Origin of the sequence: Blautia sp. OM06-15AC, assembly GCF_003481425.1 — a bacterium.
In the GTDB taxonomy this organism is placed as follows: Bacteria; Bacillota; Clostridia; order Lachnospirales; family Lachnospiraceae; genus Fusicatenibacter; species Fusicatenibacter saccharivorans.
In genome coordinates, this window is sequence record NZ_QULD01000003.1 from 301,546 (window position 1) to 318,835 (window position 17,290).

The window sequence follows — 17,290 nt, forward strand, 5'->3', positions numbered from 1 at the left end:
AACATCCTGTCACCACATTTCATCAGATCAGAACCTGTCAAAATCCTCCTGCGTGGCAACCTGTCTCCATCCCTTATACTCATCGTTCCTGCTTTCCACAAACATATCATTCACCATCCCGATAGTCAGCAGATCCAGATCCCGGATGGAAATCCCCAGCTGCACACACCGGAGAAGAAACAGGGGAGTTGTCATTTCACGGTCTGTTGCATGAAGTTTTTTAGCCTCCACATCCGTCCTGATGTTCATCCCCCACAATTCAATCAGCTTCGGCAAAACCTGATAAATACTGAATCGCAGGTATCTCTGTCAATCCTGATATCTTTGCCGCATTGGTTCTGTTATGCCCTGCAAGCATCTCATAGCCCCTTGCAGCTTTCCTCACAATCACCGGATTCAGCACACCATACTCCCTGATGCTCTGTACCATATCTTCCAGGCGTTCTCCCTCATACAGCCGGAACGGATGATCATGAAACGAATGTATTTCCTCAACCGGAATAGAAACAATCCCGTTCACAGGCACTGGCGTATTCTTCACCGGATCCTCAGCAAGAAGATCCAGTGCGTCCTGAAATACTTTTCTTTTTGGTGCATTAGCTTTCATCCCCAACCACCTCCTCTGCCAGATTCCGGTATGCTTTACAAGCCTTATTCTCCGGTGCATACTCCAGAAGCGGCTCACTGTAATAAATTGATTCTCCCACCTTTACTGTGTTTGGTATGATACTCTTAAAAATCCGGATCTGTCCATCAAAAGTATCCGTCAGCTGTTCTGTGATTACCTTACAGAGATTTGTTCTGGCATCACACATAGTCAGCAGGATCCCTGCAATCTGCAGGCGGTCATTCAGTCTGCTTCTGACTTTCTTCACTGTCCGGATAAAATCCTGCAATCCCATCATTGCCAAAAGCTGCGGATTGACGGCAATAATCACCTCATCAGCCGCCGTCAATGCGTTAATCGTCAATGTTCCGAGCGATGGACAGGTGTCTACAATAATATAGTCATACAGCCCTCTCAGCGGCTCCAGAATACCAGTCAGCATCTTCTCTGAACCCATCTCCATCCGCAGCTTACTGTCCACTGCTGAAAGCATCATGGATGATGGAATAAAGTCCACACCATTTCTACTCTGTATAAACTCTGACGGATCCGGCATTTTCTCATCTTCCAGCCGATTCATCATCAGATGTCCAATCGTCACCGGCACAGCCGCAGGATCTTCTACTCCGAAGCAGGTTGTCAGATTTGCCTGGCTGTCAAAATCAACAGCCAGAACCCTTTTTCCCATCTCAGCCAGTGAATACGCCAAATTCCAGGAGCTGGCAGTTTTGCCAACTCCCCCTTTAAATGATCCACACATTATAATCCTTGCCATACATTCTCCCCCTCTCATGCTTTCTTTCCATAACAGCCTGCACTCTGCTCTGCCACATATTTTGCAGTAATTTCTTCTTTTTCATTCTGGTATCTGATTATCAGTTTCTTAATCTCCTCATCCATAAATGCGGTCTTCGCTTCCTGCTCTTGTGCTTTATCCACATCCGGCGTGATAATCAGCTGACCATTTTCACATTTCACCTGCACATAATCCCCAAGATGAAATCCCAGTTCTTCCAGCCACTTTCCTTTTAATGTAATTGCCGGAACTGTCTCATATTTATAACCGCTCTGTCCACAAACCTTCATATTCCTTACATTTTTCTTTGCCATAGAATTGACTCCTTTCAGATTTGACTAATAGATTTTCAGATAAAAAGAAAAAGCCGCTGACACGTTATCTTCTAACGCATCAACAGCTTCTATCCTGCTTTAATTCAGTGTATTATTCGATTTTATTTAGGCTCTTTACCATCTTTAATACGATAGTAATCATCCATATCCACGCTGAGTTTTACCGTGGTATCTGGTTTTCGGTTGCTCAAGAGGCACACAGTTTCAACGGTACTTTCGTTGTCCCAACAAAGTTCCTGTATTTCCCTGTCTCCAAAATACACCGGGAAGCGGAACTTTATGTGCTTCAGGAATCTGCCATCTGGCTGCTCCTGCTCGTAAATGTCCACCTGTTCTACAAAACTGTTAAGAAATTCTTTCTTCTCCAGGTCGGTGAACTTATCATATAGTTTATCAAAATATAAAAGAAATTGATAGACGTTTTCTTCTGATATTTTCTGTTGCTGAATATTCAGCAGGCGGTTCTTGACTTCTTCTATACTGTTCTCCACGCCTTCAATTTCATCATACAGACGGTATAACCTTGTCTCCATATCCTGATATTTCTTTTCATAAAATTTATCCATGATGTCCAGGCTATCCATCTGCTGTCCAAGTCTTGCTTTTGCTCCGGTCAGCTGCCTGTACTGTTTTTCCAGTCTTTCAATCTCTTTTTCTATTTCTTCTGTATCTATTCTTGAACCAATTTTATTCAGAATTGCTTCTTCAAATTTCGGATTCTTCACCAGTTTCCGGATAACTTCTTCTACTGCATTGTTAATCTTCTCTTCGCTCCATTGTTTACGATATCCACATTTATGACCGTCTACCAGGCGACGATGTTTGCAGGCATAATAGAAATAATCCTTATATAAGGTTCCGTCTTTCTTTTTCTTTCGGTTCACATTCCCATACATACCGCTTCCACATAACGGGCATCTCAATATTCCGGATAAAATATGCTCATGCTCGAGACTATGTGTCTTTTCATATTTCACACCTGTTTTTTCCCGTTTTTGATGTGCCAGCTCCCAGTCTGTTTCTGAAACAATCCCTTCATGGATACCATCGTGCAGCATATAATTTTCCTGCTTTACAATGCGGTATTCATTTCTTGTACCAGAAACTTTCTCGTTTTTCCTTCGTCCATAAGCCAGCTTTCCACAGTATACCGGATTATCCAGAACGCCCTTTATAAATGAAGCGGCAAATGCGTCCAGTGTATTATTCTGTCGTTTTTTCTTTTTGTATCCATGCTGGTTCAGCCATGCAGCAATCGCAGAGATTCCCATATTGGTATGAATAAATTTGTCATAGATCAGACGAATAATCTCTGCTTCGTCCTCTGCAATCTGCAATTCTCCATTTACTAATTCATAACCATACTGAGCAAATCCACCATTCCATTTTCCTTCCCTGGCTTTCTGCTTACGTCCTTCCATTGTCTGAACAAGGATATTCTCTCGTTCGATCTCTGCCACCGCAGACAGAACAGAAATCATCAGCTTTCCACTATCTTTTGAGCTGTCAATTCCATCTTCTACACAGATCAGATTCACTCCAAAATCCTGCATCCTCTGCAAAGAGTTTAATACATCTGCCGCATTACGACCAAATCTGGAAAGCTTGAACACCAGTACAAACTGCACCTCATCTGTTCCATTCTCAATATTATCCAACATTCTCTGAAATTCCGGTCTGCCCTCTACGCTTTTTCCAGGCTTACCTTCATCGGAATACTCATTTACGATTTCCATGTTCTGAAATTCCGCATATCTCTTGAGTTTTTCTTTCTGAGCATCCAGACTGTAGCCATCTACCTGCATGGTTGTGGATACTCTGGTATATATATCGCATTTAATCTTTTTATTCTTCATAATCTTCCTCGCAGTATAACTCTGTTTTATTGTCCCAACCTTATTTTAGTACTTGTTCCAACTATTTTCAATACTTATTCTCCGTATTGACGCATTTCTTCGCCAATCGTATAATTAAGTTAGATACAGAGCATTTCTGTTATCAAAATATTGCCCGCCCACCATTGGCGACTTATAAATGATTGGCTCGAAAATATTGTTCGCTTACCGGAAGCGTCTAATAAATGTCCGGCTTGAAAATTATTTAGAAATTATTTTTGTTTTCGATATTGTGTTTTTATCACACATTGCATATACTATAAATACACAAAAAAGCCAAAAAAGAGGAGGTGTTAGTATGGCTACTTCAAGTATTACTCATAATTTTGTCGTATCCAATCCAAATAGCGTAAAGCGTTTTGTCGCAGCAATTGACGAAGCCGACCGTGACCGCACACCAAAGCAGACACTTCCCGGACGTCAGTTAACGAACCCACAGGAAATCTTAGCTTTAATGTCAAAAAGGAAGAAAAAACATGTCTGATAAATATTTTACCGTTAATATTCGGGCATATTTGGATAAAGACGAACCGACATATATCGGAGAGGAAAGTCTTTACGACTTACTCTCCGATTTTTCTTGTCCCAAAAATCCCGATGTGGAATACTTTTTATTACATAATGCGATTGAGTTTACCAAAAAAGATCAATCTATCACTTATCTGGTATTTGATGCTGAAGATGCTTCACTGGTTGGTTATTTTTCACTTACAGTAAAACCAATCTCTGTCCGTGCTTCAAATATCAGCAAGACAATGGCAAAAAAGCTGTCCCGTGTCAGTATTTTGGATGAAGAAACACAATCCTATACTACCGCAGCTTACCTGATTGCCCAGTTGGGAAAGAACTATTCTCTTCCAAAGAATAAACGAATCCCTGGAAATATTCTACTGGGATTTGCACTGGAAACCATATCCAGTCTCAAATATTCCGTAGGCGGCGTTATGGAGTTTCTTGAATGCGAAGATAATGAATTTCTTCTGAGCTTTTATACACAGAATCATTTCAAGCCATTTGATACTCGTATTACCGCTTCCCAGAATAATGAGCCACACACTCTGCATCAGCTTTTAAAATTTATTTGATTTAAAAATACACGAAAAAAGCGACAGTATGATTTACATTTTGTATTTCAGAAAACTGCCGCTTCTTTTTCTTGCTTATTCTGTTTTTCTTCCTCCAACTCCCGGAGGACTTCAGCGCCGTACTTATCAATCATCCGTACCAGAAAATCAATGCACCGCTCAAATTCAATATTCTGTTGCATAAGCTCCTCCCGTCATTGTTTTGATCTGAGCTTATTTTACAGAACCTGCCGAAAAACCACATTGAATAGAAATTGATTGTAAATTGACACAATCACTTTAAAAATATCCTCATTTTCTTGAATCGAATGCATGTTCGTGCTATGATAGATATACTCAATCTTAACTACGAAAGGGGAATTTCTATTGAATCGATGCGATTTTTCTTCTATTAGCACTTGCTTAAAAAATCATATCAGCGAAAGTAATCAAATGAGTCAGCCTGATTTTTTATACGAATTATTTGAAGATTTTATGGATGATCCGGCAAATCAGGATTTTTCAATGGATAACGGTCTGGTTTGCCGCTGGATGACTGGTCAGGCTAAAATCAGTCCTAAAATATCCGCTTACTATTCCAAGCCATCCAATCAGGAAAAGTTAGCCCATACCATCCACCAGAATCTTCTTCCACTGATGTCTGACTGTAATATGGCTATACAAGATATTTACACTTTATTCATTCAGGATGACAGCATCTCAGATGCGAAAAAGAAAAATCTGACTCCCTTATATAAACCAGCCAGTTCAAGACTGCTGTTTCTTGCAAAACTGATTTCTTTTGGCATGGAACGCCAATTCATCAAACGTAATACCAAAAATCAGAAGCTGCTCGCCGGAGGCGCTTTATCCCCCATTGTGCTGGATTATATTATGGACAGTGAGGTTCCGAAACCATGCCGTCATTTTATCGGAAGAGATAAAGAACTGGAAGAATTATATACCATGCTTGAGGAAAACCGTCATGTTTTTCTTTGCGGAATCGCCGGAATCGGAAAAAGTGAACTTGCCAAAGCCTACGCAAAGCGGTACATAAAGCAATACACCAATATCCTTTATGTAGAATATACCGGCAATCTTCATCAGGATATTACTGACATGGATTTTATTGACGATCTTCCGGAAAGCACGGAACAGGAACGGTTTCAAAGACATAACCGTTTCCTGCGTTCCCTGAAATCTGATACTCTGCTTATCATAGATAATTTTAATGTCACTGCCACACAGGACAGCTTTCTGTCAGTAGTATTAAAATATCGCTTCCAGATTTTGTTTACAACCAGAAGCAAACTGGATGAATACTGTACTCTGCCATTAAAAGAAATAGAGGACATGAACGCTCTCTTCCAGCTGGCATCAGCATTTTATTCAGAGGCAGACACGTACCGGACAACAGTTGAAAAGATCATCGAAACTGTTCACCCTCATACTTTTGCCGTGGAACTGGCAGCAAAACTTCTGGGAAATGGAATCTCGACTCCAGACCAGTTATTAACAAGACTTCAGGTGGAAAAAGCATCTTTCCATAACGAAGATAAAATTAAAATAATCAAAGATGGACAAAGCAGCAAAGCCACCTATTATAGCCATATCCATACGCTGTTTTCTTTATACACTTTATCTCTTAAACAGCAGGATATCATGTGTAATATGTGCTTTCTTCCTTCCACCGGTATTTCTGCCCGTATATTTGCCAAATGGCTGGAACTGTCCACACTAAATGAAATCAACGATTTAATTGAGACTGGTTTCGTTCAGACAACAACACGTCGCACTATCTCTCTGCATCCGATGATTCAGGAAATCACCCTTTCAGAGACAAAACCATCTGTAAGTAGTTGTCACACGTTGCTGGATTCTTTACAGCACATATGTTTAATGCATGGAATGGAAGTAGATTATTATAAAAAGCTATTTCAAACAATCGGAAATATCATAGAATTAATTGAAAAAGATGATATGCCAAAGTATCTGCTTTTTCTGGAAAATGCATTTCCATACATGGATAACTATAACTATCACAAAGGTATGAAGGGAATCATTCAGGAACTGAAGGTGCTGTTAAAGACAAAAAGCATTGGCACCTACTCTGACCGGGCGTTATTACTGGAAGAAGATGCACTTGCCCAGATAGAAAATATCACTGCTGACAATGCTCGCCTTGTTTCCAACCTTCATGCCAATCTCGGTGGACTTTACCGCATGAACGGTCATCCCGATCTCGCAAGAGAACACATGGAAAAAAGTATCTCACTGCTTGACCAATTTAACCTGCTTCATATAAATGACAGCATACCTCAGATTGCCAATTATGCAATGTTCCTGACAGAACAGCAGGAACCCGAAAGAGGGATCTCCGAATTGCAAAAATTATCCGGCATCATCAAGGAATACCATTCCGATGAATGTCTGGATTATGCCAAAGTACAGGAAACCCTTGCAACCATTTATCTGATGACCGCCAATCTTTCACACGCCAAAACACATTTTAAAAAAGCTTTCAAAATATATGAAAAGATCTGGGCTGATGAGCCTGAAATGATTGAAGCAAAATATCTGGAGATTCAGGAGTTATATCCACAGATTGGATTTTCCATTGGAAAAACTCTATCCGGTCTTTTAACAAAATAAGTACAATTTACGGCGGGCAACTTGCCCGCCGTTATATTCAACTATTCGTCAAATAAATATACGCATCTTCCAAAGTGATATCATTATCCGGGGCGCAATTCTCATTTGGCTTTCCTTTGCTTAATACTTTCATATGAATTCCATTTTCTACATACTGCTTAGATGAAATAGAATAATTGGCTTCTAACAAACGGGCTTCTTCTGCATTTTGTACCGTACAATTCCAAACACAACCCTTTGCATTTTCCAGCAACCCACTCACGCTTCCGGAATATAAAAAACTTCCTTTTTTCATAATGGCAAGCTGTGTACAGGTTGCTGCTAAATCTTCTACTACATGAGTGGAAAACAGCACAGTTCTATCCTTTGAAAAATCAACCAGAAGATTGCGGATCCTAATCCTTTCTTCCGGATCTAACCCAGTGGTAGGTTCATCAATAATCAAAAAATCCGGATTATTAAGAAGTGCCTGTATGAGTCCGACACGTCTCTTCATACCACCAGATAATTGCCGCATTTTTTTATTCTGATGCTCTGTAAGAGAAGTCTTTTCCAGATAATAGGTAATTCTTTGTTCGAGGTCATTTCTGGATACTCCTGACAGTCCCCCCATATATACAAGACATTCTTTCACCGTAAGATTCGGATATAAGTCGATTTCCTGTGGAAGATAACCAATCTTTTTCTGTATTTTCTCATAATTTCCCTCGTTATACAGAATTCCATCAAGGGAAACCATTCCTTCCGTTTGTTTTAAAACAGTTGTAAGAACCCTCATCAAAGTGGTTTTTCCAGCACCATTCTCACCCAAAAGTCCGTAAATTCCCTTAGGTATTTCAAGAGATGCCTTATTTACTGCAACTACACCATTTTTAAATCTAACTGTTAAATCATTTATTCTAATACTCATAATCTATCCTCTTTTCTTTAAAGTAATTGGTAATACTGCAAATAAAAACAGCCCCGCTATAAAAGACACAAGCGTTCCATAAATCCAACTCTCGGACATTAATTGAGTAGGTTCACAAAAGCTGAAAGAAAACAATCCCAGATTTCCGAAAAATGAACTTCCCGCTTTTGATATAAGTCCAATGACAATTCCAAATAAACATCCAATACCTGCCCACATATTTCGAAGCAATGTACACAAAATCACAGAGCATATACTCCAAAACCAGATAGTTCCAAACATTGCAATGAAATATAAAAGAAATATCTGAATACCCGAAATGCCTTCGTTTACACTGCCCGGTTTTTGCCAGAAAAACAAAACATATCCAACACAAGAAAGTATTAATAAATATAATATTTGAACGCTCACTCTCTGCGATATTACTTTTAACTGCTTTTTTTGGTCATACAAATGAAATACATCGGCACGCTTACTTTTTACTTCCATCAAATATGTGTCACTACAAAAAATAATTGTTAAAAATGCTATTGGAGACTGAATTGCTGAACCGATTTCTTCATAGTATATAATCGGATGAATAACACACAATATCAGTATAAAGGCACATGAATAAAAAATCTTATATAACGACAGGCAGTTTTTGAGTTCCGTTTTCAATGAACCCTCCTCCTTTTCCAGATTGTAACAGAAATACATACTAATATAACAGATGCGATCACAAGCATAATCTGATTTATATTTGACATTTTGGCTGCATGTGTTTCAAAAAACCTGCCAGGAAATCGCACCATAATAGAGAACGGTCTCATATAATAAATATCATTCTTCTCGGTCAGCATATTTGAATATATAATGTGTAAAAACAAAACTGGTGCTGCCGGAAGCGGATTTTTAAATATTAATGCTGTAATTGTATAGACACAACATATCATCAAAAGATTCGGCACAATATAGATCAGAGAATTCACGCAAAAATCAATTGGTGTTACCGGAAATCCCGATTCTAAAGACGTTTTCAAACACAGCATAAAGAATATAACATTCAAAATCACTAATACTCCCAGCATACTAATGAATCCGCTTATTACTTTCCCACATATATATTGGATTGCCGTAACAGGCTTTGTATGTAATAATTCATAGGTACTTTTTCGTGTATCCTGAATAAATAAAAATGATAGCAAGACTGTTGCAAAAAAGGCCATATGCAATCCTGCAAAATCCGTGAACTTTTTGGCAAAGTACCAGGAAAAAGAATGTTCGGATAATTTCCGCTCGATATAATGATTGATTTCTTCTGCTGTCCCCTTATGAATTTCAAGGTCCTCATAAGCATATATTGCATTATAATAGCCATATTGGGATTCCAAAAACTCAGAAGCAGTCTTTACATCCATATTCTGAATTTCTTTCATTACATGATCCGCTTCCTGCCTGCTAAATCCAAAACCATTTTGGGAGGTGTCCATTAACGTCTCTTTGATCGTATCTTCCCACTCCCTTCTTCTTTCTTTATCATCAGATGTGGGAATGTACCCATCCATGACATCGGCATCTTCCAATTCTACATCATTTTGTGTGACCTGTTCATTCTGTTTGATATAATGAATTTGCAAATACGATGACAGACATTGATACATACTGGCAACTATAATAATCAAGCCAATCCACAAAACAGGGTTCTTTAAATAATCAAGTATACTTCTTTTTATGATTGTTTTCATTGTATCTCTTCCTTTCTTTATTTCTTTAACAACATCATACAAATCAATTCTCAATAAATTCACAATAAAAAAGACTAAAACCACTTTATTTGTGATTTCAGCCTTATAAAGTATTTTTATTCAGCTTTGAAAAGAGCTTCTACATGAGCACCGCCTTGTCTGGCATTATATATTTTCAAATTTCCTCCATGCTTTTCACAGAAAATACGAGAAATATACATACCAAGGCCAAAATGCTTTAAATCATCTTGTGGATTCTTATGATAAAATGGTTCTGTTACTTTTTCCTCAGTATCCACAAATCCTATTCCATCATCTTCAACAGAAATTATAAGAAAACCATCCTTTTTCTTTATCTGCAAAACAATACTTTTTTGTGCATATCGAACCGCATTTTCCAGTAAGTTGTCTGCCACTTCCATGACAAGTTCCTCATCCACTTTCACAATGTTTTGTTCCTGCACTCTTTCTACCTTACATAATTTACTTTCCTTCTTGGACAGCATGGCAGCTTCTGCCTCAATCTTTTTTGCCAGTTCCGATAATTCTATCTCTGAGCATTGCAGTTCCCTCTGTTCTAAATGGGACATTTTTCTCATGTTTTCCGTGAAATGCTCTATACGGTCAATCTGATACATGCCTGTTTGTAAGATATCAATAACATCCTCTGTTTTTATACTCTCAGCAGAAACAAACTCTAAGAGCATTTCCTGATACCCTCGCAATATGGAAAGTGGAGAACGTATATCATGTGCAATTGCATTCCGCAAAGCCTTCTCGTCATCAATCATTCGCCACATCTTTCTGTTGTTATCTGATAAATCACTTCGCATCATTTCAAATTCTTTACACAAAGTTCCCATCTCATCTTTATTTTCATAGGACACATGAAAATCCAGTTCATTATCTGCAATCATTTGTGAGGCATCTTTTAGTTCCTGTAGAGGTGTCTTTAACTTATTTTTATAAAAAAAGAATACCGCAACAACACTCCCAACAATCGAAAAAATCAGTACCGAATATATTTCCATAAAGTCACACATTTCCGAAAGATGATGGTCCAAACGATTCATCTGTGATTGATTAGGTCTTGATATCTCAATCTCGTATTTCTTTCCATATTGCTGAAACACGTCCGTATAATCTGCATAATCAATATATTTTTCCCATATTTTATTCTGCATATTTCTTGCAAAATGAACTGTAAATCCAGATAACAGAAATGCTGCCGTTAAGCTGATCACAAAATAAAGCAGAATTGTTTTTTTCAGTGACAAGTTTCTTATTTTTTCCATCGGTATCCAATCCCCCATACAGTTTCTATGTATTCTTTTTCTGAATAATCCGCTATTTTTTTCCTTATACGCCGTACTAATTCCGTTATCGTTCTACTGTCCCCTTCCGCATCATATCCACAGACTTGTGCATATATACGTTCTTTATCAAACACCTGCCCTGGATGCATGGATAAGAATTCAATAATCTGATATTCAATTTTTGTGAACTCCATCCTGTGTCCAGCTATAGCTACTATTTTTTCAGAATAATCAATCAGCATTTCATCCATGAAACGGTATTCCGTTTTTTGTTGATGCCTTTCTTCTCTCTTTATGTTTGTAACAATCCTCGCTTCCAACTCCCGAAGACTAAATGGTTTCGTAATATAATCATCCCCACCTGAAAGCAACCCATTAATTTTATCATCTTCGTCAACTCTTGCTGTTAGAAATAAAATTGGACATAACACTTTACTGCGTATCAGACGACATACTTCAATCCCATCCATGCGTGGCATATTGATATCCAACAAAATAATATCCGGTTTCATTTTTATTTTATTTAATGCTTCCATTCCATCTGTAGCCGTAATGGTTTCATATTGTTTCATATTAAAATAACTACAAAGCATTTTCACCAATTCTTTATCATCATCGACAACTAAAATCTTGTATTTCATCCAAACCACCTCCAGTATCCATATTATACGATAAAAAACAATGAAATCACAACAAGAGTACATGAAGAACGTACGCACAATATATCTTTTTTCTCAATTCCAGCTCAATTTCCACTCAATGTCTTTTACCTCCGATTTTCGTATGCTTATCTCACAGCAAAGCAGTACCACACCGGTATGACCTGCTGAATCAATCAATACGAAAACGGAGGTATTTTTTATGCGAGAACTCAGAAACACAAAAATCATCGCTGTAGATCATGGCTACGGCAACATGAAAACAGCAAACACAGTCACACCAACCGGAATCAAAGCCTATGAAACAGAACCAATCTTCACCGGAAATATTCTGGAATATAACGGCATTTACTACCGGATTGGCGAAGGACACAAAGAATTTATCCCGGATAAAGCTATGGACGAAGAATATTATCTTCTGACGCTAATGGCTATTGCAAGGGAACTGAATGTCTTTTCCATCCGTGAAGCAGATGTTCATCTGGCTGCCGGACTTCCTCTGACATGGATCAGAAATCAAAGAGAAGCTTTTCGTTCCTATCTGCTCCAGAATCCAGAAGTCCATTATCGTTTCAACGGCAAAGAATATCATTATCATCTCCACTTTGTGGGATGTAGCCTTTACCCACAGGGATATCCGGCTATCATAAACCAACTAGGAAATTTCAAGGGAACCAATCTCCTTGCAGATATCGGAAACGGAACCATGAACATTCTGTATGTCAACAATAAGAAAGCTCAGGAAAGCCGATGCTGGACAGAAAAACTTGGTGTAAACCAATGCATGATTGCTGCAAAGAACGCTGTTCTGGACAAGTTTGGAGTGAAGATTGAAGAATCCACAGTAGAACAGATTCTGCGGTTTGGAACAGCTGACATTTCAGCACCATATCTGGATTGTATCAGTTCTATTGCCAGACAGTATGTGGCAGAACTTTTTTCCACACTCCGCAAATATGAATACAATCCTGACCTAATGCGCCTGTATGTAGTTGGCGGCGGTGGATGCCTGATCCGTAACTTCGGAACATATGACAAATCACGAGTCACAATCATTGATGACATCTGCGCCACTGCCAAAGGTTACGAATCTCTGGCTTATATGAGCCTGAAAAGGAGGGGATAAACCATGCAGAACAATATCCGCAACACAAACCTGCGCTTTAATCTGGACAAAGAACAGCAGCGGAGAGCCTGGGAATATTTACAGACGATGGACAGGCAGGATTTTAAATCTTACAGTCAGGTAATCTCTCTTGCACTGGTAGATTATTTTGACCGCTACTACCGCACACAGGCTGATCCTTATCTGGAAACAAGAGAACGGGAAGAACTTTTTGTGAAACAGATTGTAGATGCAGTGGAAAACAGTCTGAAACAGGCATTGCCACTTTTTCTTTCTGGACTGACTGCAGGCATGGCGCAAAGGGAGCCCCAAATCAGGGCGTCCTTTCCAGCACCTGAAAATTCACAGCCAGATAGTGATGTAGACTGGGATTTTCTTGGAGAATAAACCCTTTTGATTGGAGGTGAACACATGACTGACTTTCTGACAGCAGACACCAACCTGCCATCTTATATGATGTTTCCCCGTTTCCTTCTGGACATGGAAATAAACGAAACTGCCAAAATGCTTTATATTATCCTGCTCGACCGGGCAAGGCTTTCCCAGAAAAATGAGGGCTGGTCAGATACAGATGGTCATGTGTTCATTTACTTTACGATTGAAGCACTGGCAGAAGTTCTCCACAAAAGCCAGATGACTGTTAAAACTGCTCTGGCAGTACTGGAAAAACAGGAGCTTATCTTCCGAAAACGGCAGGGACCCGGACAGCCTAATCGGATTTATGTAAAACTCCCAAAAGAAACCATCCACTATACAGACAGATTTCTTTCCCTAAAACAGACAGAAAACTGTCCTATTGACAGACAGGATTCTTTCCCTGATACAGACAGAAAACTGTCTGGTAATAAGAAAGAGATAAAAAAGAACAATTTAGCAATAAGAGGGAGTAAGGATCTACTCTCACCCTATGGAAAATTTCAAAATGTTTTTCTGTCAGAGAAAGAGCAGGAAAATATCCGGCAGACAATCCCTGACTGGAAGGATTATATTGAACGCTTATCCGGTTATATGGCTTCTACCGGAAAGCAATATCAGAACCATGCAGCTACCATCATCAGTTGGGCAAGACAGGATCATCCTGCTTCCCGGCAAAGAAATTACGAAAGTGAGGAATACGAAACACTATGACAAGATTTACAGAAAAAGCAACCGCTATAACACCAAACAGAGAGCTTCAGTCTGATGAATATTTTAACGAAACAGACCACCTGATCTACTGTTCCAAATGCAATACGCCAAGACAATGCCGGCATGAATTACAGGGAAAGGTTCTTATTCCTTCCATCCGCTGTAAATGCCAGCAGGAAATCTTTGAGCAGGAAGAGACCCAGAGAAAACTTCATGAAAAACAAATGGAAATAGAGCATCTTAAAACCAGCGGCTTACAGGACAAAGCACTCTATGACTACACTTTTGCCAGGGATAACGGCATCAATCCGGAAATAAAACTGGCACACAATTATGTAAGCAACTGGGAAGAGATGAAAGCAAACGCTTCCGGACTTCTCATCTGGGGTGATGTCGGTACTGGAAAATCTTTTTTTGCAGGCTGCATTGCCAATGCCCTTCTGGAAAAAGGCGTTCCTGTACTGATGACCAACTTTTCCCGGATTCTGAATACCCTTACCGGAATGCATTTTGAAGACAGAAACCAGTTCATCAACAGCTTAAACCGCTACAGTCTTCTGATTATTGATGATCTCGGAATTGAGCGGAACTCTGACTTTGCACTGGAACAGGTATTCAATGTGATTGACAGTCGTTACCGCAGTAAAAAGCCCCTGATCATAACGACCAATCTCACTTTATCAGAGCTGAATAACGCTGCTGATATCGCACACAAACGAATTTATGACCGTATTCTGGAGAGATGTATTCCTGTCCGTATCAATAACCGGGATATTCGTCAGGACAATGCAACAGCTAATTTAAAACAGGCAAAAAGAATTCTGTTGAACAATCATGCTCCGAACCAGAACTGAAGCAAAGAAGCATAACACGATAATTATTCTTCACTGACAGTGGTACTACTTTCTTTCCTTATTTATCACCAGAAACATGCCACTGTCAGTTATCCGAAACTATAGTACCAAACCATAAGATTTTAAAACTAATACTGCCCGGATACGGGCATAAAAAGGAGGTGCCAGATATGGCAGATAAAAGAATCATGACACCAGAAGAAAAAGCACTGTTACAGGCAAAACACCGTCAGGAAGAAGCCGAAGCAAGAAACCGAAAAAAAGAACGTGATGCCAGAACACACCGATTAGTCCAGGAAGGAGCAATTCTGGAAAGTATTGTTCCCCATATTAAAGAAATGGATTTAGATTTCCTAAAACGGGAGCTGATGATCCGGCTACGGGGAATGTAAACGCACAAGTTCTACTCCCGAAGGGCGCACTTACTCACCACCTGATAAATCAGGCAGTGGTATCCCCTTCGGGGCTCGTGCGCTCTGCCGAGGGCTTTATCCGCTGTTGCAGGCAACATCGAAAGGAGGTGCAGATATGGCAATTTATCATATGCAAGCTAAAGTCGTCAGTCGTGGTTCCGGTCGGTCTGCTGTTGCTGCTTCTGCTTATATGAGCTGTAGCCGGATGTACAATGATTACGATGGTATTCAGCATGACTATACCAGAAAGCATGGTCTCATTTATGCTCCACCAGAATGGAAAGACCGTGAACAACTCTGGAATGCTGTGGAAGCTGCTGAAAAGACAAAAGACAGCCGACTGGCAAGGGAATTTGTTGTCGCACTTCCCATTGAATTAGATAAGGACAGTAATATTTCTCTTCTTCAAAATTTTATTCAAAAGAATTTTGTGGATATGGGCATGTGTGCTGACTTTGCTATTCACGATACAGATGGACACAATCCTCATGCACACATTCTGCTTACCGTCCGTCCACTGAATGAAAACGGAACATGGCAGTATAAAACAGAAAAAGAATATCTCTGTATAAAAAATGGGGAAGAAAAAGGATTTACAGCTACTGAATTCAAAGCTGCACAAAAAGATGGCTGGGAAAAGCAATACAGATATAAAGTTGAAAAAAAGAAGATTTATATGACCGCATCTGACGCACAGGAAAAGGGCTATGACCGCATCGACAAGCATCCTAAAAGTAGCCGCTACGGCAGACAGAATCCTATTTCTGAACAATGGAACAGTGATGAGCAACTCTGTATCTGGAGAGCAAACTGGGCAGATACTGTAAATGAAATGCTTGCCCGCAATCAGATAAATGCATCCATTGATCACCGCAGCTTTGCAGATCAGGGAATCACCGAACAGCCGACCATCCACGAAGGCTATATTGCCCAGAATATGGAAAAGAAAGGAATGATAGCTGACCGCTGTGAAATCAACCGCCAGATTCGTGCAGATAACCAAATGCTCCGGGAATTAAAAACTCAGGTATCGAAACTGGCTCAGGCTGTCAAACATTCTATTCCTGTAATTGCAGAAACAATGGAAACTATCCGAAATCATATGATTTTTACACAATATCATTTACTTCATAATGAGATGCAAAAAGAAGTAATTCATGATTGGATGAATCATTTTAATCCAATACTGAATAAATACAACACCATTAAAAAGAAACTCAAAGCTAAAGTTACGGAACGGAAAAAACTGAATGTGCAAAAGGATAAAACCAGTATTTTGAATCCCATCCAGCATATAAAATTGAATCAGCAGCTTACAACCGTTACCGAAGAAATTGAAGAACTGAAATCAAGGAAAGAGCAGCTAATCTTCCAGGCACAATGCTCTACTGATAAAGATATGATAAATCTATCCAAGAAATATGACCAGATGAATAACAATCTTGATATTCTTGATTCTCAGGACATCTCCCTTAAAAAACAGCTCGAAAAAGACGCCGCTGCTTTCCGGGAAGAAAAATTTCGTCCTGAACCTGAACAGTATACAGAATTGCTGGACACCAGAATCCATATACGTCCTGATTTCCGGGATAAGCTGATCGAGCAGCTCAAAGGTACTTTTGGTAAGTATTATGACTATCACCGTCGTGATATTGCAACCAATGAAGTGGATTATCTCAATGTGGAAGATCCTGATGTCTTCTCCCATCGTGCATGGGAACTTAAATATCAAAGAGAACAGGAAATACGGCGAAATCAGCCTGCTCGGACTAAGAAAAAGTCATATGATATAGAATTGTAACCGTCTT

The 17,290-nt window shown here is 39.4% G+C and carries 20 protein-coding genes; 9 read left to right on the forward strand and 11 right to left on the reverse strand.

Annotated features, from left to right (window positions below; translation table 11 throughout):
* Window positions 1-27: 27 nt before the first annotated feature.
* The 5 genes from DXB83_RS06695 to DXB83_RS06715 all read right to left on the reverse strand — a co-directional run bounded on the left by DXB83_RS06695 (window position 28) and on the right by DXB83_RS06715 (window position 3,594).
* Entirely contained in the window at window positions 28-249 is a 222-nt protein-coding gene (locus DXB83_RS06695; RefSeq protein ID WP_147343095.1) for a hypothetical protein, read from the reverse strand.
* Between the two features lie 10 nt (window positions 250-259).
* The gene (locus tag DXB83_RS06700; protein WP_334295287.1) at window positions 260-667 is read right to left on the reverse strand and encodes a ParB N-terminal domain-containing protein; all 408 of its coding nucleotides are present in this window, start codon (window positions 665-667) and stop codon (window positions 260-262) included.
* The gene (locus DXB83_RS06705; protein WP_118697373.1) at window positions 597-1,382 is read right to left on the reverse strand and encodes a ParA family protein; all 786 of its coding nucleotides are present in this window, start codon (window positions 1,380-1,382) and stop codon (window positions 597-599) included. Before DXB83_RS06705 ends, DXB83_RS06700 begins: the two co-directional genes overlap by 71 nt.
* 14 nt (window positions 1,383-1,396) lie before the next feature.
* Entirely contained in the window at window positions 1,397-1,717 is a 321-nt protein-coding gene (locus DXB83_RS06710) for a SymE family type I addiction module toxin (protein WP_117509302.1), read from the reverse strand.
* A 122-nt stretch (window positions 1,718-1,839) separates the two neighbouring features.
* Window positions 1,840-3,594 (reverse strand): recombinase family protein, encoded by a 1,755-nt coding sequence (locus tag DXB83_RS06715; RefSeq protein ID WP_243037613.1) that lies wholly within the window; start codon window positions 3,592-3,594, stop codon window positions 1,840-1,842.
* A 337-nt stretch (window positions 3,595-3,931) separates the two neighbouring features.
* Between DXB83_RS06715 and DXB83_RS16870 the strand changes: the two genes are divergently transcribed.
* A complete protein-coding gene (locus DXB83_RS16870; protein ID WP_014080774.1) occupies window positions 3,932-4,117 on the forward strand; it encodes a hypothetical protein in 186 nt (61 codons plus the stop codon).
* Complete coding sequence (locus tag DXB83_RS06725) at window positions 4,110-4,718, forward strand: GNAT family acetyltransferase (protein WP_118697374.1); 609 nt, start codon at window positions 4,110-4,112, stop codon at window positions 4,716-4,718. The genes DXB83_RS16870 and DXB83_RS06725 overlap by 8 nt, the downstream gene beginning before the upstream one ends.
* A 47-nt stretch (window positions 4,719-4,765) precedes the next feature.
* On the opposite strand, the gene DXB83_RS17010 is transcribed toward DXB83_RS06725, so the two are convergent.
* Complete coding sequence (locus tag DXB83_RS17010) at window positions 4,766-4,900, reverse strand: hypothetical protein (RefSeq protein ID WP_270422568.1); 135 nt, start codon at window positions 4,898-4,900, stop codon at window positions 4,766-4,768.
* A 250-nt stretch (window positions 4,901-5,150) separates the two neighbouring features.
* Here DXB83_RS17010 and DXB83_RS06730 point away from each other — a divergent pair, with 250 nt between their 5' ends.
* Window positions 5,151-7,349, forward strand: a complete 2,199-nt coding sequence (locus DXB83_RS06730) for a tetratricopeptide repeat protein (RefSeq protein ID WP_118697375.1) — start codon at window positions 5,151-5,153, stop codon at window positions 7,347-7,349.
* Window positions 7,350-7,386: 37 nt separating this feature from the next.
* Here DXB83_RS06730 and DXB83_RS06735 read toward each other — a convergent pair whose 3' ends face one another.
* The 5 genes from DXB83_RS06735 to DXB83_RS06755 all read right to left on the reverse strand — a co-directional run bounded on the left by DXB83_RS06735 (window position 7,387) and on the right by DXB83_RS06755 (window position 11,943).
* Window positions 7,387-8,259, reverse strand: a complete 873-nt coding sequence (locus DXB83_RS06735; RefSeq protein ID WP_117509305.1) for an ATP-binding cassette domain-containing protein — start codon at window positions 8,257-8,259, stop codon at window positions 7,387-7,389.
* A 3-nt stretch (window positions 8,260-8,262) separates the two neighbouring features.
* Window positions 8,263-8,919 (reverse strand): transporter, encoded by a 657-nt coding sequence (locus DXB83_RS06740; protein ID WP_238033586.1) that lies wholly within the window; start codon window positions 8,917-8,919, stop codon window positions 8,263-8,265.
* Window positions 8,916-9,986 (reverse strand): ABC transporter permease subunit, encoded by a 1,071-nt coding sequence (locus DXB83_RS06745; RefSeq protein WP_117813827.1) that lies wholly within the window; start codon window positions 9,984-9,986, stop codon window positions 8,916-8,918. Before DXB83_RS06745 ends, DXB83_RS06740 begins: the two co-directional genes overlap by 4 nt.
* A 116-nt stretch (window positions 9,987-10,102) precedes the next feature.
* The gene (locus tag DXB83_RS06750; protein WP_118697376.1) at window positions 10,103-11,281 is read right to left on the reverse strand and encodes a sensor histidine kinase; all 1,179 of its coding nucleotides are present in this window, start codon (window positions 11,279-11,281) and stop codon (window positions 10,103-10,105) included.
* Complete coding sequence (locus DXB83_RS06755; RefSeq protein WP_014080778.1) at window positions 11,269-11,943, reverse strand: response regulator transcription factor; 675 nt, start codon at window positions 11,941-11,943, stop codon at window positions 11,269-11,271. The genes DXB83_RS06750 and DXB83_RS06755 overlap by 13 nt, the downstream gene beginning before the upstream one ends.
* Window positions 11,944-12,163: 220 nt before the next feature.
* Between DXB83_RS06755 and DXB83_RS06760 the strand changes: the two genes are divergently transcribed.
* The 6 genes from DXB83_RS06760 (at window position 12,164) to mobQ (ending at window position 17,283) form a co-directional block, all read left to right on the forward strand.
* Window positions 12,164-13,087 (forward strand): ParM/StbA family protein, encoded by a 924-nt coding sequence (locus DXB83_RS06760; RefSeq protein WP_118697377.1) that lies wholly within the window; start codon window positions 12,164-12,166, stop codon window positions 13,085-13,087.
* Between the two features lie 3 nt (window positions 13,088-13,090).
* The gene (locus DXB83_RS06765; RefSeq protein ID WP_005348488.1) at window positions 13,091-13,474 is read left to right on the forward strand and encodes a hypothetical protein; all 384 of its coding nucleotides are present in this window, start codon (window positions 13,091-13,093) and stop codon (window positions 13,472-13,474) included.
* A gap of 24 nt (window positions 13,475-13,498) precedes the next feature.
* Window positions 13,499-14,215, forward strand: a complete 717-nt coding sequence (locus DXB83_RS06770) for a replication initiator protein A (RefSeq protein WP_118697378.1) — start codon at window positions 13,499-13,501, stop codon at window positions 14,213-14,215.
* The gene (locus DXB83_RS06775; RefSeq protein ID WP_118697379.1) at window positions 14,212-15,069 is read left to right on the forward strand and encodes an ATP-binding protein; all 858 of its coding nucleotides are present in this window, start codon (window positions 14,212-14,214) and stop codon (window positions 15,067-15,069) included. The genes DXB83_RS06770 and DXB83_RS06775 overlap by 4 nt, the downstream gene beginning before the upstream one ends.
* 170 nt (window positions 15,070-15,239) lie before the next feature.
* On the forward strand, window positions 15,240-15,461 hold the full coding sequence (locus DXB83_RS06780) for a DUF3847 domain-containing protein (RefSeq protein WP_118697380.1): 222 nt from the start codon (window positions 15,240-15,242) through the stop codon (window positions 15,459-15,461).
* 136 nt (window positions 15,462-15,597) lie between these two features.
* Entirely contained in the window at window positions 15,598-17,283 is a 1,686-nt protein-coding gene (gene mobQ, locus DXB83_RS06785; protein WP_118660635.1) for a MobQ family relaxase, read from the forward strand.
* Window positions 17,284-17,290: the final 7 nt, after the last annotated feature.

Excerpts from the sequence above, each read along its gene's own strand:
- DXB83_RS06735 (WP_117509305.1), bottom strand. The coding sequence starts at position 8,259 with ATGAGTATTAGAATAAATGATTTAACAGTTAGATTTAAAAATGGTGTA.
- mobQ (WP_118660635.1), top strand. The coding sequence starts at position 15,598 with ATGGCAATTTATCATATGCAAGCTAAAGTCGTCAGTCGTGGTTCCGGT.
- DXB83_RS17010 (WP_270422568.1), bottom strand. The coding sequence starts at position 4,900 with ATGCAACAGAATATTGAATTTGAGCGGTGCATTGATTTTCTGGTACGG.
- DXB83_RS06745 (WP_117813827.1), bottom strand. The coding sequence starts at position 9,986 with ATGAAAACAATCATAAAAAGAAGTATACTTGATTATTTAAAGAACCCT.
- DXB83_RS06725 (WP_118697374.1), top strand. The coding sequence starts at position 4,110 with ATGTCTGATAAATATTTTACCGTTAATATTCGGGCATATTTGGATAAA.
- DXB83_RS06770 (WP_118697378.1), top strand. The coding sequence starts at position 13,499 with ATGACTGACTTTCTGACAGCAGACACCAACCTGCCATCTTATATGATG.
- DXB83_RS06730 (WP_118697375.1), top strand. The coding sequence starts at position 5,151 with ATGAGTCAGCCTGATTTTTTATACGAATTATTTGAAGATTTTATGGAT.
- DXB83_RS06780 (WP_118697380.1), top strand. The coding sequence starts at position 15,240 with ATGGCAGATAAAAGAATCATGACACCAGAAGAAAAAGCACTGTTACAG.
- DXB83_RS06700 (WP_334295287.1), bottom strand. The coding sequence starts at position 667 with ATGCACCGGAGAATAAGGCTTGTAAAGCATACCGGAATCTGGCAGAGG.
- DXB83_RS06715 (WP_243037613.1), bottom strand. The coding sequence starts at position 3,594 with ATGAAGAATAAAAAGATTAAATGCGATATATATACCAGAGTATCCACA.
- DXB83_RS06765 (WP_005348488.1), top strand. The coding sequence starts at position 13,091 with ATGCAGAACAATATCCGCAACACAAACCTGCGCTTTAATCTGGACAAA.
- DXB83_RS06760 (WP_118697377.1), top strand. The coding sequence starts at position 12,164 with ATGCGAGAACTCAGAAACACAAAAATCATCGCTGTAGATCATGGCTAC.
- DXB83_RS06775 (WP_118697379.1), top strand. The coding sequence starts at position 14,212 with ATGACAAGATTTACAGAAAAAGCAACCGCTATAACACCAAACAGAGAG.
- DXB83_RS06755 (WP_014080778.1), bottom strand. The coding sequence starts at position 11,943 with ATGAAATACAAGATTTTAGTTGTCGATGATGATAAAGAATTGGTGAAA.
- DXB83_RS06750 (WP_118697376.1), bottom strand. The coding sequence starts at position 11,281 with ATGGAAAAAATAAGAAACTTGTCACTGAAAAAAACAATTCTGCTTTAT.
- DXB83_RS06705 (WP_118697373.1), bottom strand. The coding sequence starts at position 1,382 with ATGGCAAGGATTATAATGTGTGGATCATTTAAAGGGGGAGTTGGCAAA.
- DXB83_RS16870 (WP_014080774.1), top strand. The coding sequence starts at position 3,932 with ATGGCTACTTCAAGTATTACTCATAATTTTGTCGTATCCAATCCAAAT.
- DXB83_RS06695 (WP_147343095.1), bottom strand. The coding sequence starts at position 249 with ATGAACATCAGGACGGATGTGGAGGCTAAAAAACTTCATGCAACAGAC.
- DXB83_RS06710 (WP_117509302.1), bottom strand. The coding sequence starts at position 1,717 with ATGGCAAAGAAAAATGTAAGGAATATGAAGGTTTGTGGACAGAGCGGT.